Annotated in this window: 11 protein-coding genes; 5 read left to right on the top strand and 6 right to left on the bottom strand. The window is 56.4% G+C overall.

The genetic code is table 11. From position 1 onward, the window contains the following. Positions 1-38 precede the first annotated feature (38 nt). Positions 39-1,529 carry a CoA-acylating methylmalonate-semialdehyde dehydrogenase gene (locus KUV22_RS05435; protein ID WP_222229145.1) on the bottom strand — a complete coding sequence of 497 codons (1,491 nt, stop codon included), beginning with the start codon at positions 1,527-1,529 and terminating at the stop codon, positions 39-41. Between the two features lie 202 nt (positions 1,530-1,731). On the opposite strand from KUV22_RS05435, the gene KUV22_RS05430 reads away from it, so the two are divergent. Next, positions 1,732-2,658: an AraC family transcriptional regulator gene (locus KUV22_RS05430; RefSeq protein ID WP_222229144.1), complete on the top strand. Its 927-nt coding sequence runs from the start codon at positions 1,732-1,734 to the stop codon at positions 2,656-2,658. Between the two features lie 84 nt (positions 2,659-2,742). Here KUV22_RS05430 and tdh read toward each other — a convergent pair whose 3' ends face one another. The 5 genes from tdh to KUV22_RS05405 all read right to left on the bottom strand — a co-directional run bounded on the left by tdh (position 2,743) and on the right by KUV22_RS05405 (position 8,813). Continuing rightward, on the bottom strand, positions 2,743-3,768 hold the full coding sequence (gene tdh / locus KUV22_RS05425; RefSeq protein ID WP_222229143.1) for an L-threonine 3-dehydrogenase: 1,026 nt from the start codon (positions 3,766-3,768) through the stop codon (positions 2,743-2,745). Positions 3,769-3,790: 22 nt separating this feature from the next. Next, entirely contained in the window at positions 3,791-4,990 is a 1,200-nt protein-coding gene (locus KUV22_RS05420; RefSeq protein WP_222229142.1) for a glycine C-acetyltransferase, read from the bottom strand. 186 nt (positions 4,991-5,176) lie between these two features. Further along, positions 5,177-5,392: a hypothetical protein gene (locus KUV22_RS05415; protein ID WP_077404741.1), complete on the bottom strand. Its 216-nt coding sequence runs from the start codon at positions 5,390-5,392 to the stop codon at positions 5,177-5,179. Positions 5,393-5,673: 281 nt separating this feature from the next. Continuing rightward, a complete protein-coding gene (locus KUV22_RS05410) occupies positions 5,674-7,107 on the bottom strand; it encodes an aldehyde dehydrogenase family protein (protein ID WP_222229141.1) in 1,434 nt (477 codons plus the stop codon). Between the two features lie 50 nt (positions 7,108-7,157). Further along, entirely contained in the window at positions 7,158-8,813 is a 1,656-nt protein-coding gene (locus tag KUV22_RS05405; RefSeq protein WP_222229140.1) for a 5-guanidino-2-oxopentanoate decarboxylase, read from the bottom strand. A gap of 341 nt (positions 8,814-9,154) precedes the next feature. Here KUV22_RS05405 and KUV22_RS05400 point away from each other — a divergent pair, with 341 nt between their 5' ends. From KUV22_RS05400 to KUV22_RS05385, 4 genes are all read left to right on the top strand, one after another. Continuing rightward, positions 9,155-10,846, top strand: a complete 1,692-nt coding sequence (locus KUV22_RS05400; protein WP_222229139.1) for an Hsp70 family protein — start codon at positions 9,155-9,157, stop codon at positions 10,844-10,846. After that, on the top strand, positions 10,846-12,183 hold the full coding sequence (locus KUV22_RS05395) for an RDD family protein (RefSeq protein WP_222229138.1): 1,338 nt from the start codon (positions 10,846-10,848) through the stop codon (positions 12,181-12,183). Before KUV22_RS05400 ends, KUV22_RS05395 begins: the two co-directional genes overlap by 1 nt. A gap of 139 nt (positions 12,184-12,322) precedes the next feature. Next, a complete protein-coding gene (gene pdxH, locus KUV22_RS05390) occupies positions 12,323-12,961 on the top strand; it encodes a pyridoxamine 5'-phosphate oxidase (protein ID WP_222229137.1) in 639 nt (212 codons plus the stop codon). A 486-nt stretch (positions 12,962-13,447) separates the two neighbouring features. Continuing rightward, positions 13,448-15,772 carry a TonB-dependent receptor gene (locus KUV22_RS05385; RefSeq protein ID WP_222229135.1) on the top strand — a complete coding sequence of 775 codons (2,325 nt, stop codon included), beginning with the start codon at positions 13,448-13,450 and terminating at the stop codon, positions 15,770-15,772. The last annotated feature ends 37 nt before the right edge of the window (positions 15,773-15,809 follow it).

Genomic DNA, 15,809 nt, shown 5'->3' with positions numbered 1-15,809 from the left:
CGGGAGCCCCTGCGCGTGACGCTAGACGAATGGTTGGTTTACTTGAGTGCGATACTCATATTTGGTGCAGAGACTCGAGTCTCCTTCCATGCGGTGGTTACCGTCTTGGTCTCGCTGTAGAAGCGCACCGCTTGTTTGCCATAGGCATGCAGGTCGCCCATAAACGATTTTTTCCAACCGGTGAATGAGAAGAAGGGCAGGGGTACTGGAATTGGAATATTTACACCCACCTGGCCCACTTCTACCTCATGCTGGTAGCGACGCGCGTTTACCCCGGAGGTAGTAAAGATGGAGGTGCCATTACCATAGGGGCTGTTGTTCACAATCCGTAATGCGTCATCGAGATCATCGGCATTGATACAGCAAACCACAGGGCCGAAAATTTCTTCCCGATAAATATCCATGTCTGTGGTGACGTCGGTAAACAGGGTCGGGCCGACCCAGTTACCGTCGGGATAGCCCTCGACTTTGATATCGCGACCATCGATGACACAGGTTGCTCCCTGGTCGATCCCGGATTGAATCAGCCCCTTTACTCGCTGTGTCGCAGTCTTGCTGACAAGGGGACCAAAGGCCGCTTCGGGGTCATTCCACACGCCCGGACGTATGCGCTTCAGGCGATCTGCCAGCTCCCCAGCCCATTCGATCGTATCGCCGACAAACACAATCACACTGATGGCCATGCAGCGCTGACCGGCGGCACCAACGGTAGAGCCGACAAGGGTATTCATGACGGTTTCTTTATCGGCATCCGGCATGACCACCATATGGTTTTTCGCACCGGCGAAGCATTGGGAGCGCTTCAGGAGGTTGGTGGTGGAGCGATAGACATGTTCGGCAACCGGAACGGAGCCTACGAATGAGGTGGCCACGATATCTGGGTGATTGATCAACTGGTCGACCTGTTCCTTGCCGCCGTGAATCATCTGTACGATACCTGCAGGCGCGCCGGCTTGCTGGAACAGTTCCAGAAGGCGCACTGTGGCCAGGGGTACCTGCTCTGAGGGCTTCAGGATCATTGCGTTGCCGCAGGCCACCGCCATCGGGAACATCCATAGGGGAATCATTGCCGGAAAGTTAAATGGGGTGATACCCAGGGTGACGCCCAGCGGCTGTACCAGGCTATATGTATCGACACCGGAGGCGACGTTCTCGACAGTTTCGCCCATCAGCAGCGTTGGAATATTGCACGCATGCTCCACGACCTCGATGCCGCGCCACACATCACCCATGGCATCTTCAAGGTTCTTGCCGTTGTCTTCAGCGAGAATCTCTGCAATTTCGCGTTGGTGTGCCTTGAGTAGGTGCTGATACTCGAGCATCAGGCGCGCGCGCTTTGGCACGGGCGTGTTGCGCCACTCCTGAAAAGCGGCTTTGGCTCCGGCAACAGCCTGATCGATTTCCTCGGGGGTGGAAAAGGGGACTTGGGCCAGTACCGCTTGTGTGGCCGGGTTTATCACATCTTGCTTGTCTGAGGATTCACTTTCAATGAACTCGCCATTGATCAGCATCGGTACTTGTGTGGTCATGGTTGCTGCCTAGTTGCGTCGGTAGTGTGTTCTCCCATCCGTCGGCTTTGCGCTCCAGGCGTCACGGATTGTTATTGTTTTAACTGCTGTTCTTTCGATTGTGCCTGTGGTTGAGCGGGTAGCCTTGGAAAGGACGATTGCGCTTAACCAGTAAACTTTACTGTGATCAGCCCTCGCTACCATTGACGAAATTGCGGCATGCATGGACGATATTGCTGAAATTGTGCCGGCGGGTTTAGAATGGATACCTATGAGCGAACCATCTTCCTGGCCCCTACCCAGTAGCGGGCTGCGCTATCTCGCCCCCAAATTTATTCTCGATCACTTGAGCGAGAATCTGCTCACGCGTGAGTGCTACCCCACGGCATTGGGTTACTATCCTTCGGCGAAGGGACATTCAATGCGTCGCGCCAGCCACGATGATTATCTGTTGCTGTATTGTGATAGCGGCGCGGGTCAACTGAGTGCAGGTGCATTCGATGGGGGGATTGACCGCGGTGATGTGCTGATATTGCCACCGGGGTTGGCGCATCAATATAGCGCCGACGGGGATGCCCCCTGGACTATTTACTGGTGCCATTTTCGTGGTGCATTAGCCGATGTTTTCTTTCAACACGTTGGCCTGAATAGTGAAACCCCGGTGCTGAAAGGTATTGCGGACCCGGCATTGCAGTCCAGTTTTAAATCACTACTTAGTATTGCGCGCACCGGTTATGGCAAAACCGCTTTTGTGCATGCGGCCAACCAGTTGCGCCAGATTCTTACACTGCTGGCTCGCTTGCGAAAGAGACGGGAACGCGTCCAGAAAAATTTCGATTATGAGGTCGTGCATACCTATATGCTCGACAACATTGATTTGCCACTCACTCTGGAAACGCTGGCTTCAGTGTGCAACCTGTCCAAATACCATTTTGCGCGAAAATATAAAGAGCTGACCGGCTACGCGCCACTTCAGCATTTCACCCACCTGAAGGTCGAGCATGCCTGTTTTCTGTTGGATAGCTCAGAGCTGAGCATTGGTGAGATCTCTTTTCAGCTGGGCTTTGAGGACCCGCTGTATTTCTCGCGGACCTTCAAGAAAGTGACGGGCCTTTCACCAACAACGTACCGGCAGTCGGCTCATCGTTAGTGTCGTAAATAGGATAATTGCGATGGGTTCAGCGTGGGCGGGTAATACGGGAGAGGACACCTCTCCCGTAAAACACGCGTGCGACTATGACCAGTTGAGAATCACTTTGCCGGATTCCCCGGAGCCCATGGTGTCAAAGCCCTGCTGGAACTGATCCACGGAGAACTGGTGGGTAATGATCGGTGACAGGTCGAGTCCCGATTGAATCAGGCTGGCCATCTTGTACCAGGTCTCGAACATTTCCCGGCCATAAATGCCTTTCAACACCAGGCCTTTAAAAATTACCTGGCTCCAGTCGATGGCCATTTCGCCAGGGGGAATACCCAGCATCGCAATCTTGCCGCCGTGGTTCATTGCTGACAGCATATCGCGGAAGGCAACGGCGACGCCGGACATTTCCAGGCCCACGTCGAAACCTTCGGTCATGCCGATGTCTTTCATCACATCCGGCAGGTTTTCCTTGCTGACGTTGACGGTGCGGGTCGCGCCCATCTTTGCCGCCAACTCCAGGCGATATTCATTGATATCGGTCACCACAACATGACGGGCACCCACGTGGCGGGCAACCGCCGCGGCCATGATACCGATCGGGCCGGCGCCGGTGATCAGTACGTCTTCGCCCACCAGGTCAAATGACAGTGCGGTATGTACCGCGTTGCCAAAGGGGTCGAAGATTGACGCCAGCTCGTCGGAAATATTGTCGGGAATCTTGAACGCATTCAGCGCGGGGATTACCAGGTATTCGGCAAACGCACCCTGGCGGTCCACGCCAACACCATAGGTGTTACGGCACAGGTGGCGTCGGCCGGCGCGGCAGTTGCGGCAGTGGCCACAGGTAATGTGGCCTTCGCCGGAAACGCGGTCGCCCACGTTAAAGCCAGCGACTTCCTGCCCCATACCGACCACTTCACCCACATATTCGTGGCCCACTACCATGGGTACCGGAATGGTTTTTTGCGACCATTCGTCCCAGTTGTAGATGTGCATGTCGGTGCCGCAAATTGCGGTCTTGCGGATTTTAATCAGCAGGTCGTTGTGGCCCGGTTCCGGCACGTCGACATCCGTCATCCAGATGCCGGGTTCGGACTTGAGCTTGGATAGTGCTTTCATAATTCGACTCAAAACTCCCAGCTCAAATAATTTCCAGCTCTTTGCCGACTTCGATAAAGGCATCGATGCAGCGGTCCAGTTGCTCGCGGGTATGCGCGGCAGACATCTGGGTGCGGATTCGCGCCTGGCCTTTGGGGACTACTGGGTAGAAGAAGCCCACCACATAGATGCCTTTCTCCAGCATCTTGTCGGCCATTTTCTGGGCCAGTGCGGCGTCGCCGATCATGACTGGAATGATCGCGTGGTCGGCGCCGGCGAGGGTGAAGCCCGCTTCGCTCATGCGCTTGCGGAAGTACTCGGAGTTCGCCTGTACCTTTTCCCGCAGCTCGCCACCTTCTACCAGCATATCCAGCACCTTGAGGGATGCGGTAACGATGGCGGGGGCAACGGAGTTGGAGAACAGGTAAGGACGTGAGCGCTGGCGCAGCAGGTCAATGATCTCTTTGCGGCCAGAAGTGAAGCCACCGGACGCGCCGCCAAGTGCCTTGCCGAGCGTGCCGGTAATGATGTCGACGCGTTCGACAACATCGCAGTATTCATGGGTGCCACGGCCGTGCTGGCCGAGGAAGCCGACGGCGTGGGAGTCGTCCACCATCACCAGGGCGTTGTATTTGTCGGCCAGGTCGCAGATGCCTTTCAGGTCGGCGATTACGCCGTCCATGGAGAAGACACCATCGGTGGCGATGAGCTTGGTTCTGGCGCCGGCAGCGTCGGCCGCTTTCAGCTGCTCTTCCAGATCGTTCAGATCGTTATTGGCGTAGCGGAAGCGCTTGGCTTTACACAGGCGCACGCCGTCGATGATGGAGGCGTGGTTCAGGGCGTCGGAGATGATGGCGTCGTCCGGGCCCAGCAGGGTTTCAAACAGGCCGCCGTTGGCATCGAAGCAGGAGGTATACAGGATGGTGTCTTCGGTCTGCAGGAATTCAGACAGGCGTGACTCCAGCGCCTTGTGGATGTCTTGGGTACCGCAGATAAAGCGCACGGAGGCCATGCCGAAGCCGTACTGGTCGAGCCCTTCTTTGGCTGCCTGGATCAACTGCGGGTCATTGGCCAGCCCCAAATAGTTGTTGGCGCAGAAGTTCAGTACCTGGGAGTCGTTGTTTACCTGAATCTCGGCGCTTTGCTGAGAGGTGATGATGCGCTCGCGCTTGTAGAGGCCGTCGGCCTCGATTTGCTTCAGTTCGTCGCGCAGGTGCTGGAAAAATTGCTCGGGCTTGGACATGACGTTGTTATTGGCTCCTGTTGTGCTTTTGGCAGTAGGGCTATTTTTCGGGGAGGTCTTCCCAATTAACGGCCGCAGCGTCACGCATGTGACATCTCGCGTGTGAACAGACGCGCGTGAATAGCCGTAAGTGTAGGCCGGGGAGTCATTGATGACGATTCTCCCCAGCACTGTATTCAGTCGTGTTTATACCGCCAGTTCACAGGCCTTGTGGGCCGTGACGGGCGTTTCGCTGGCGCGGCAATGGGTAGCGAAGGCCAGCGCCTCTTCCGTTGTGTCGAACAGCAATTGCCACAGCAGTTGTCGATCACTGCGTTTGACCGCCCGGACTGCAGTGCGGCAGCGCTGGGAGGCAATCTGGATTTCGATAACGTCGGTACTGGTAAGCTTGAATTCGGACATGTTCCCTCCAAAAGTTCTGGAGGGCTGACGGCGGAAGCGGCGATTCGTCAGTAAGGAAATCGCATCCCGGTTGGATTGCAGTGCTGAAACCTAAATGTTCCAGCGACAGCCCCATCCCCTACACAGCGCTGCACGAGTGCATTGCTGCGAAGAGAAACCACCTTGCCCCGGTAGGCAGGTTGGCGTTGGCGTCAGCCACTCTCTTGATGTTCGGGGGCAAAGATAGCGACGTGATTGCGACTCGTCAACCACGTCGCCACTGTCTGGGCGCCTGCAGATTTTTATGCGGGCAGCTGTACGGATTTCAGTTCAATAAACTCGTCCAGGCCGGCATTGCCAAATTCGCGGCCATTGCCGGAACGCTTCACACCGCCAAATGGCGCGTCGTAGTTGAACTCGCCGCCGTTGACGAAGCACAGGCCGGCTTCGAGGCGTCGCACCACTGGCATTGCTGCTTCCGCGTCCTTGGCCCACACACCGCTGGAAAGTCCGTACTCGGAATCGTTGGCGATGGCGATGGCTTCATCCATGTCCTTGTACGGGATCATGCAAGTCACCGGGCCGAAGATCTCTTCGCGGGCGATCGCCATGTCGTTGTTCACATCGGCAAAGACGGTGGGCTTCACGTAAAAGCCCTGCGCCAGGCCTTCCGGTGCTTCGCTGCCTCCGGTCACCAGGCGGGCGCCTTCGGCGATACCCTTGTCGATATAGCCGCGCACGATCTCCCGCTGGCGGGAAGAGGACAGCGGGCCCATAAACGCATTCTCGCCGGTGCCGATCGCGACTTCTTCCGCAACCTGCTTGGCAATGGCAACCGCTTCTTCATAGCGCTCCGCGGGTACCAGCATGCGGGTCAATGCGGTACAGGTCTGCCCGGTGTTGATGAATACATCCTCACAGCCCCAGCGCACCGCGGCTTCCAGGTCGGCGTCGGGGGTGATGATGAACGGCGATTTGCCGCCCAGTTCCTGAGTCACACGCTTCACGGTCGGTGCGGCACTTTTCGCCACTTCGATACCGGCGCGGGTGGAGCCGGTAAACGAGACCATGTCGATATCCACGTGGCTGGACAGGGCCGCACCCACGATGGGGCCGGCACCGGGCACCAGGTTGAATACACCCGCCGGCACGCCCGCGGCATCGATGATTTCCGCCATTACGTAATCCTGCAGCGGGGTCATCTCCGACGGCTTCTGGATCATGGTGCAGCCGGCGGCCAGCGCGGGCGCTACCTTGCCCACGAACTGATGCAGGGGGTAGTTCCACGGGGTGATAAATCCGCACACGCCCACGGGGTCTTTCATTACCACCGAGTGCGCGGCCTTTTCGGTTTCCTCCATCAACGCGGCGCGATCCGCGTAATAGCGCATGGAGTAAATGGGGCCATCGACGTGCAGCCATTCGGCGATATGCGCCGGGCAACCCAGTGCCTCGGAAACCGCGGCAACCAGATCCTGTTTGCGCGCTTCCATGCCGTCGGCAATGGCATGCATCAGTGCCTGGCGTTTGGCCGCGCGGCTGTGGCGCCACTCTTTAAACGCAGCTTTGGCTGCCGCTACGGCGTCGTCCACATCGTCCATGGAACCCTGGATAACTTCGCACAGGGTCTCCTCGGTGGCCGGGTTGATCACCGGGTGCAGGCTGCCACCCTTGGAATCGCGCCACTCGCCATTGATGTAGAGTTTTTGAGTCGGTAATGCTTTCAGATCTGTCATGTTGTGTTCGCAGTCCTAGTAAATCCCTGAATTTTTCTGCGTGCCCGCCGTCACGACGGTGCAGTAATCTCAATAAGCGTCGGCCCCTTGCGCGCAAAGGCATCGGCCACCGCTTCGCTCAGTTGTTCCGGGCTATCGATGCGACAGCCTTCCGCGCCAAACGAGCGCGCGAGGCCGACAAAGTCCGGCGCGTGCAGGTTGACGCCTTCCTGTTCAACCGCAGCCTCATCCATAAAATCGCGAATTTCGCCGTAGCCACTGTTGTTCCATACCAGAATCGGCAGTGACAGCTTCTGCTCAACGGCGGCGGCCAGTTCTCCCAGAGTAAACATGATGCCACCATCACCAATCAAGCCGATCACCGGGCGCGGGCTGGCCAGCGCGGCGCCGATTGCGGCGGGCAGGGCAAAGCCCAGGGTGCCGTAGCCAGTGGTGCAGGTGATGTGGCTGCGTGGCTGGAACAGGCGCAGAGCGTGGTTGGTGTTATACGCCAGCTGGGTGGAGTCGGTAACAAAAATACCGTTGTCCGGCAGCGCATCGCGCAGTGCCTGCACCCAGGGGTAGCGGCCTTCGGATCCCGGCCACCACTCGTTGCGGCAGCCGCGCAGTAGTTCTTCTACCTCGGTAGCGGTTTGCTGTTGCGCTTTTGTGTTGTCCTTTGCGGGCAAAGCATCCAGCAATTGCTGCAGGGTAGCCTTTGCGTCTGCGCAGATGGCCAGGTCCGGGTTGGCGTTGCACACCAGCTGGGCGGGGTCCAGATCCACGCGAATCACTTTGCCGTTGAAGGCATAGTTATCCCGCACCAGGTTACGGTCGGTCTCCGCCAGTTCCGTCGCTACTGCCAGTACCACATCCGCATTTTCGATACGCTCGCGCACATTGGAGAAGCTCAGGTTGGCGCCACCACATAACGGGTGGCGTTCATCCACGATGCCTTTGGCGGCGAGGGATTGGAATACCGGTGCTGCCAGTTTCTCTGCCAGCGCGGTGGCTTCTTTACCCCCTTCGTGGGCACCACCGCCAAGCAGAATAACCGGGTTTTTCGCTGCGCCAAGCCATTTGGCTGCTGTCGCTACAGTATCGGCGGCGGCTGCAGGTAATGCCGTCGGCGCTACCGCGCGATAGTCCGCGAGCGGGCACTGCATGGGGGCAGGGAACAGGTCGATGGGGATCTCGATATGCACCGGGCCCGGGCGCGGGGCATGCATGACCTGAAACGCGCGCGCCAGGGTCTCTGGCAACTGTTCCGCGCTTGTCACGGCGTGCTGCCAGACACAGAAGCCGCGGGTTACATCTTGTTGGCGCGGCAACTCGTGCAGGCGGCCGCGGCCGGTGCCGAGATCCTCGCGGCGGTTTACCGCACTGATCACGAGCATCGGGATAGAGTCCGAAAACGCCTGTGCCATGGCTGTGGCGGCGTTGGTTACCCCTGGGCCCGTGATCAGAAAGCAAACACCGGGTTTGCCGCTGGCGCGGGCATAGCCATCGGCCATAAATGCGGCCCCTTGCTCGTGGCGCGGTGTGATGTGAGTCAGTCCGCTACCGGGAAGCCCCCGGTATAGTTCGATGGTGTGTACGCCGGGGATACCGAATACGGTGTCCACTTCGTACTGGCGAAGCAGGTGCATCAGAACCTGGGCACAACTGGGCAGAGGCTGCGCAGCAGACGACGGCGAAGAAGTGGTTGGTGAAGCAGCGGAAGACATTCTTTTTTCCTGTTCTTCTTTCTTGTATTGCGCGAGTTAATTTGGAGCGGCTGACATGTGCAATCGCTCTTGAGTGGAACCGAGCCTAGTCTCGCTCCGGGCCAGTCGCAAGCGTCCGCAGAGTCTGCTCCCTTGTGGCAAAAAACGCAGGAAAATTGAGAAAGGGTCCCTTTGGCGGCAGGATATTTGCCATTTGACGGGCAGCGAGAGTGGGGTGGTGAAGTTGCCAGTTGCGCTCACTAGCCAGGATCCAACGGGATTTAGGGGCGGATGGCCAAAATATGGTTCAATGCGGCCCACGATAACAACAATTTCAGCCGGTTTTATGTTCAGGGGTAACAATGGCCATCATCGGGATTGATTTGGGTACTACGAATAGTGCGTGCGGCGTTTTACAGGAAGATGGCGTTACGCTGGTTCCCAACCGGTTGGGGGAACTATTGACGCCCTCTGTGGTGGGCCTGGATGACGCCGGTGAGCTGATTGTGGGTCGCACCGCGAAGGAACGCCTGATCAATCACAGCGATCGTACCGTGGCGGCCTTCAAGCGGCTGATGGGTACCGATCACAAGGTAAAACTCGGCCGCCAGCTGTTCAGCGCCACAGAGCTTTCCGCATTGGTACTGCGGGCATTGAAAGAAGATGCCGAGGCCTTCCTAGGAGAAGAGATCACCGAGGCGGTGATCAGCGTACCAGCCTACTTTAATGACAACCAGCGTCATGCGACCAAACTCGCCGGTGAACTCGCCGGACTAAAAGTCGAGCGCCTGATCAACGAGCCAACTGCGGCGGCGGTTGCATATGGATTGCACGAAAAGCGCGAAGGTAACTTCCTGATTCTCGACTTGGGTGGTGGCACCTTCGATGTGTCCATTCTTGAATTCTTCGACGGCATTATGGAAGTACATGCCAGTGCCGGGGACAACTTCCTCGGTGGTGAAGATTTTGTTGAAGCCATGATCGACAGTGTGCTGAATGAGCTCAATATCGAGAAATCCTCGCTCTCACCCCGACAGCAGCAAAACCTGTACATGCAAATGGAGAGCGCCAAGCGCCGTATCGGCCAGCCGGGTGCACAGCCCTTGGAATTGGAGCTGGGCAAAGAAAAAGTGCAGTGGGTCGCGTCTTCCGAATGGTTTGAGAAGGTAGCCACGCCGCTTTTGCTGCGCGCCAAGCGTCCGATTGAACGGGCCATGCGCGACGCGGATATGCCCCCTCAAACCATCGATGAGGTCGTTTTGGTTGGCGGTTCCACCCGGATGGGACTGTTTCGCTCTATGGTAGGCCGTATGTTTGGCCGTTTGCCATCGTGCCATCTCGACCCGGACACCGTTGTTGCCATCGGCGCGGCCATTCAGGGTGGGCTCAAATCCCGTAATGCGGCGCTGGATGATATCGTCCTTACCGATGTCTGCCCGTATACCCTCGGGACCGGAATTGTGAATGAAGACAGCCCGGACCAGGGGGATTACTTCCTGCCAATTATCGACCGCAATACGGTCGTTCCTGTGAGTATCGTGCGCCAGGTGTGCACGGCAAGTGACAACCAAACCGAGCTGCGTATCGACGTTTACCAGGGGGAAAACCGCCTGGTGAAAAAGAATGTATACCTGGGGGAATTGAGTGTACCCGTGCCCAAGGGGCCGCGAGGGCAGGAAGCGGTGGATATCCGCTACAGCTACGACATGAATGGATTGCTGGAAGTCGACGTAAAAGTGATCTCCAATGGCAAGACCTACAACAAGCTAATCGAGTTTACCCCCGGCGCCCTCAATGAAAAGGAAAAGACGGCGGCGCTTGAAAAGCTGGCGGCACTAAAGTTCCACCCGCGGGAAGACGAAGTGAATCGCGCTCTGGTTGCGCGCGGCGAGCGTTTGTATGAATCCTGCCTCGGCCCCCAGCGCGATGCGATCTCCCGCGCGTTGGGCGAGTTCGACCGGATACTGAATGGCCAAAACCAGACGGAGATCAAGAAAGCGCAGGCGAGTTTGCAGGAGTTCCTTGACCGTTTTGATGGCGAGGACTGGATCTGATGAACCCCTGGGTAATCCTAGGCATCGAGCCGTGTGACGATCCTCGCGCAGTCAAACGTGCCTATGCCGTCAAGCTAAAGCAAAACCGGCCGGACGATAATCCCGAGGCGTTCCAGCAGTTGCACAGCGCCTATAAGCAAGCGCTAAAGGTGGCCCAGACCCGTGCGCGTAGTCGGCAAACCGGCGAGGCGCCACCTGAGAGTGTGGTGCGGCCTGAGCCAGCTGTCGCAGAAGTTGCACTGGAAACTGTCGAGGCTGCGGACGCGATTGAGGCTGCTGTGATAAGCGAGCCGAGAGCAGCTGTGGCCACAGAAGCTACGTCATTGCAGTCAAACAGTGAGCCTGCGCCGGAGGCTGAAGTCGGCGAGGCTGCAGCCCAAGCACAAAGTGTCGAACTGATAGCTAACACCTGCGAAGAAGATACTGAGGCAGACAAGGAGCAAGCAGCCGAAGACGCGGCCCGGCAGCTGCGTATTGATGAATACCGCCGTGTTCTTGAAGTGGTTGATGAGGTGTTACGAGACCCTCTGACAATTAACCGGGAAGACCGTTGGCATTTTCTCGGCACCTCGCCTTACATGCTGGAAGACGAATACAACTGGAATCTGGGGCTTGCGGTCTTTGAGCGATTTGCGCGTTTTAACCAGAAAGCGGCGAATCGAAAGGGGAAGTACCGTACCCACGTAACTGAAAATGTACTGGCGTATTGTGATCAACTGTTCGGCTGGTCAGGTAATCCGCGCGCGTACTATCAACAGTTTGATGAAGACCTGGCCGATACTTTATTTGATGCGTTACAGCTAGATTCTGAAGAGCGAGATCCGACTTCGGCAATTCGCGGTGGCAGTAAACTGATACGCCAGAAGACGAAAGTCGTCGCTGAACAGCTGAATTACTATTTTTTCGGAAGTGTACTGGGCCGTAGCGTAGCGGTAATCCTCGATATACTGCTGGTGCATCTGACCATCGGTGTATTCGCCACCGCGATTATTATGAAAGTCTCTGGACTGTCGGAATCTGATGCGGGACTTTACGGCGCACTTGTGTCCACTGGACTGTATTTGATCGCGACCTGGTTGGCAGAGTGCTCCGAGTGGCAGACAACCCCTGGCAAATGGTTACTGGGCTACCGTGTCACCGATAAGAATTTCGGGCGGGTGGGGTATTGGCATGGACTTTGGCGGTCCTTCAGTTTCCTACTCACGATCCCAACCTACAAAATCGGCTGGTTTATTAATTGCTTCCTTGGAGGCAATTTGATGCACGACCGCCTGAGCCGGACCCACGTCATTAACTACCGCAAGAGCCGCGAGGAGCACCTGCGTCGTCAAGGATGATGCAGATCAAGACGTTTATTGGTGGGATGAGGCAAATTGGGGATCGCAGTGCAAACTGCGTACACTATCCAAGGCTTTTTGTACCAAGTGATCCAGTAAGACGTTGATCCAGTAAATAGTTGTAAAGGATATGACAGCGATGGAAATCGATCAGTGGCGTAGAGAATATTTGCAGGGCGGGCTGGAGCGGGGCGACCTCGCTGACGGCCCGATGAGCCAGTTTCGCGAATGGCTCGAAGAGGCGGTGAAGGCGGATATCTCCGACCCCAGTGCCATGTGCCTGAGTACCGCTGATGCCAGTGGGCAGCCTTCCCAGCGGATTGTGTTATTGAAAGGGTTCGATGAGTCCGGTTTTGTTTTCTATACCAATCTGAAAAGCCAGAAGGCGTGGGATATTACCGCCAATCCGAAGGTTTCGCTGCTGTTCCCCTGGCATTTTCTGGAGCGCCAGGTAATCGTACGCGGTGAAGCCCGGCAGTTGGCGGATGCGGAGGCTGATGCCTACTTTGCCAGCCGTCCTCGCGACAGTCAGATTGCCGCATGGGCCTCGCACCAAAGCGATGCGATTGTCTCCCGTGAGGTGCTGGAGGAGCAGTTCGCCGCATGTGAGAAAAAGTTCGAAGGCTCTGAAGTGCCGCGGCCGGAGTTCTGGGGCGGTTATCGGGTTGTGCCTCACGCGGTGGAATTCTGGCAGGGCCGTGCGTCTCGCCTGCACGATCGTCTCATTTATCGCGCGATGGAAGACGGTGTGTGGCAAGTGGAGCGGCTAAGCCCCTGAGGGGCAGGGCTGCCATTGACCTGCATCGGGTGCATGCTTTCGCCGATTCTGCCAATGGGATGCGCTTTGTGAAGGCGACTGAGCATTCGCATAGGTAATTTTTACTATTGATGCCGGCGATGGGCGAACTCTGGGAAACGTTACCCAGAGACTCATACCTTTTTAAGGTTGCTACCTGAGCAACACATTGGAGAAATAACGAAACAGTTTTTCGTTCTCAGTATCGCGTGACGATCCGGTCACTTTTTTGTGCTTATTATTGTGACTTTATATTTGCGGTTTTTGCGATAGATAGAATGAATTTCTCGATATGTTAGGGGTTTTGCAATAGCCCAACCTCTTGTAATCTTTTGTTTGTCCGCGCTTGTTTTTCAGGTGTGACCATTTTGAGCACGGTTGCTGACCTCTCGGTGGTTTCTGAAGAGGTCGCTGTGGTTCTGTTGCTGCAAATTACATAAAAATAACTCAGTGCAATGGAGAGAAAACATGGGAAGTCAAACTGACGGTACCGCGTCCAAGTCCTTTCGTTTGAACACTGCCAATGGCAAAAGCAAGAATCTGGTGCTGGCTTCGGCCTGCTCGCTGGCTGCTTTGTCTCTGGCTTGTGGTGTGGGTAGCGTGCATGCTGCCGCAGCGGAAGGTTCTGTCAGTACATTAATGGAAGAAGTCCAGGTTACTGCACGTAAGCGTGCGGAAGCTGAAATGCTGCAGGAAGTACCTGTAGCCGCTACAGCCTATTCTGGCGACCAGTTGGAAGCTTTGCAGACTCGCGACCTGCAAAGCCTCGCTTTCAAAATGCCGAACGTTCAGCTGGATGATATCGGTACCGTTAAGAACACTGCGAATTTCACCGTGCGCGGCCTCGGTGTGAACAGCTCAATCCCCTCCATTGACCCTACTGTCGGCGTGTTTGTCGATGGCATGTATATGGGTATTAATGCCGGGGTTGTGACGGACATGTTTGACCTCGAAGGTATTGAGGTCCTGCGTGGGCCTCAGGGTCTGCTGTTTGGCCGTAACGTGACCGGTGGTGCAGTGGTAATCAAGACTGCGCGCCCAACAGAAGAGTTCTCCAGCAAGTTCAAAGTCTCCACCACCGACAACCTCGATTCGGTCGTGGCTGCCAACGTAAACGGTGCGATCTCCGATACCGTCAACGGCCGTGTAACCGTTTATTACAACGATGATCAGGGCTGGTTTGAGAATGTTGCTACCGGCAACGATAACGCCGGTGCCTCCCAGAGCTGGTTTATTCGCCCGAGCTTCAGCGTTGACTTGGGTGAGTCCTCGGAACTGCTGGTGCGCATGGAGCACGGCAAAATGGATTCCGACGGTGTCGTCGCGCAAAACCGTGGCCAGCCAATCTTTGGCCCTGACGGCTCCCTGGTTGCTCCTGGCGCTCAGCAGCTTGCTGGTCTCTTCGGGATCACCGATTGGGACAATAGCGGTGACTCTTTTGAGGTAGCCCAGGACGAGGAAGGTTTCCAGGACGACGAATGGACCCAGGTCATTGCCGAGTACAACCACGACGTGGCATTTGGCAACGGTACCATCACCAATATCCTGGCCTGGCGTGAGTACAGCGCAATTGGTCTTGGCGATATCGACTCCCTGCCCATTACCGCCTTCCATGCCAATACCAGCGTCGATCAAAGCCAGCTTTCCAATGAGCTGCGCTACGCTGGCCGTTTTGGTTCTACCGCCATTACTACGGGTCTTTACTGGTTTAGCCAGGACCTGGAGTACTTTGAAAACCGCCTGCTGCCATTGAGCGGTCTGGATATTACCGGTGGTGGTCTGCAGGATCATGAAGCCATGGGTATCTTCGCTCAGGCGGATATTGATCTGAACGAAGACTGGATTCTGACACTGGGTGGCCGCTACTCAATGGAAGAAAAGGATGCTCAGGTAGCGACCATCAACCCAGTTGTGGCCGCGACTACTATGTGTCAGCTGGGAGGCTGTGCGGTATACGACTTCAATGACAGTGAAGATTGGAATGCCTTCACCCCGAAAGTCGGTTTGCAGTGGAACTTGGCAGACAATGCCCAGCTCTACAGCTACTGGACCAAAGGTTTCCGCAGCGGTGGTTACAATATGCGTAACACTGGCCTGCTGTATCAGCCTGGCCCCACTGACCAGGAAGAGCAGACCAGCTTCGAGATCGGCGGTAAAGCCGACTGGTTTGACGGACGTGTACGTACCAACTTTGCTCTGTTCCACAACACCATTGACGATATGCAGCGTGAGGAAAACCTGGCAGACCCGGTTTTCTCTGTTGTTCAGTACATTCGCAACACGGCTGATGCAACCATTCAGGGTGCTGAGTTTGAGGCCATGGCTGCGGCCACCGATAACCTGCTGTTCACCATGAACGTTGGTTATGTGGATGGCGAGTATGACTCCGTGCGCGGTGATATCAGCGGTGACGGTGTGGTAGACGCTACCGACCTGGGATTGGATATCCCGCGCCTAGCACCTTGGACTTACGGTGTGGGTGTTGTACACGACTTGCAGTTGGGTAACCTCGGTGTGCTCACCTCACGCATCAACTTCAACCATCGTGATGCATCCCCGTATACTGACAATAACCTCGGTATGTTGTCAGAAGCGGATATGCTGGATCTGAGCTTCGGCTTTGTGCCAGACTCCGGCAGCTATCGCGTATCGATGTTTGGCAAAAACATCCTGGATGAAGTGACCGAAGGCAACAATACCCAGTTGCCTGCCTCCCTCGGTGGAGCGGGTGCCAGCTTTACGCCGCTCAACAAGGGCCGTGTGATTGGGGTGGAACTGACCTACGAGCTGTAATCAGCCTGAAGTCAAAAGCCCGGCATTGCCGGGCTTT

The sequence above is a fragment of the Microbulbifer agarilyticus genome (assembly GCF_019800665.1).
Classification (GTDB): domain Bacteria; phylum Pseudomonadota; class Gammaproteobacteria; order Pseudomonadales; family Cellvibrionaceae; genus Microbulbifer; species Microbulbifer agarilyticus_C.
Note: the sequence above shows the minus strand (reverse complement) of the source record. Positions and strands in the feature narration are given on the sequence as shown.

What these genes read in the sequence shown, in the direction of transcription:
- KUV22_RS05435 (WP_222229145.1), bottom strand. Translation starts at nt 1,529, where the DNA reads ATGACCACACAAGTACCGATGCTGATCAATGGCGAGTTCATTGAAAGT.
- KUV22_RS05430 (WP_222229144.1), top strand. Translation starts at nt 1,732, where the DNA reads ATGGACGATATTGCTGAAATTGTGCCGGCGGGTTTAGAATGGATACCT.
- tdh (WP_222229143.1), bottom strand. Translation starts at nt 3,768, where the DNA reads ATGAAAGCACTATCCAAGCTCAAGTCCGAACCCGGCATCTGGATGACG.
- KUV22_RS05420 (WP_222229142.1), bottom strand. Translation starts at nt 4,990, where the DNA reads ATGTCCAAGCCCGAGCAATTTTTCCAGCACCTGCGCGACGAACTGAAG.
- KUV22_RS05415 (WP_077404741.1), bottom strand. Translation starts at nt 5,392, where the DNA reads ATGTCCGAATTCAAGCTTACCAGTACCGACGTTATCGAAATCCAGATT.
- KUV22_RS05410 (WP_222229141.1), bottom strand. Translation starts at nt 7,107, where the DNA reads ATGACAGATCTGAAAGCATTACCGACTCAAAAACTCTACATCAATGGC.
- KUV22_RS05405 (WP_222229140.1), bottom strand. Translation starts at nt 8,813, where the DNA reads ATGTCTTCCGCTGCTTCACCAACCACTTCTTCGCCGTCGTCTGCTGCG.
- KUV22_RS05400 (WP_222229139.1), top strand. Translation starts at nt 9,155, where the DNA reads ATGGCCATCATCGGGATTGATTTGGGTACTACGAATAGTGCGTGCGGC.
- KUV22_RS05395 (WP_222229138.1), top strand. Translation starts at nt 10,846, where the DNA reads ATGAACCCCTGGGTAATCCTAGGCATCGAGCCGTGTGACGATCCTCGC.
- pdxH (WP_222229137.1), top strand. Translation starts at nt 12,323, where the DNA reads ATGGAAATCGATCAGTGGCGTAGAGAATATTTGCAGGGCGGGCTGGAG.
- KUV22_RS05385 (WP_222229135.1), top strand. Translation starts at nt 13,448, where the DNA reads ATGGGAAGTCAAACTGACGGTACCGCGTCCAAGTCCTTTCGTTTGAAC.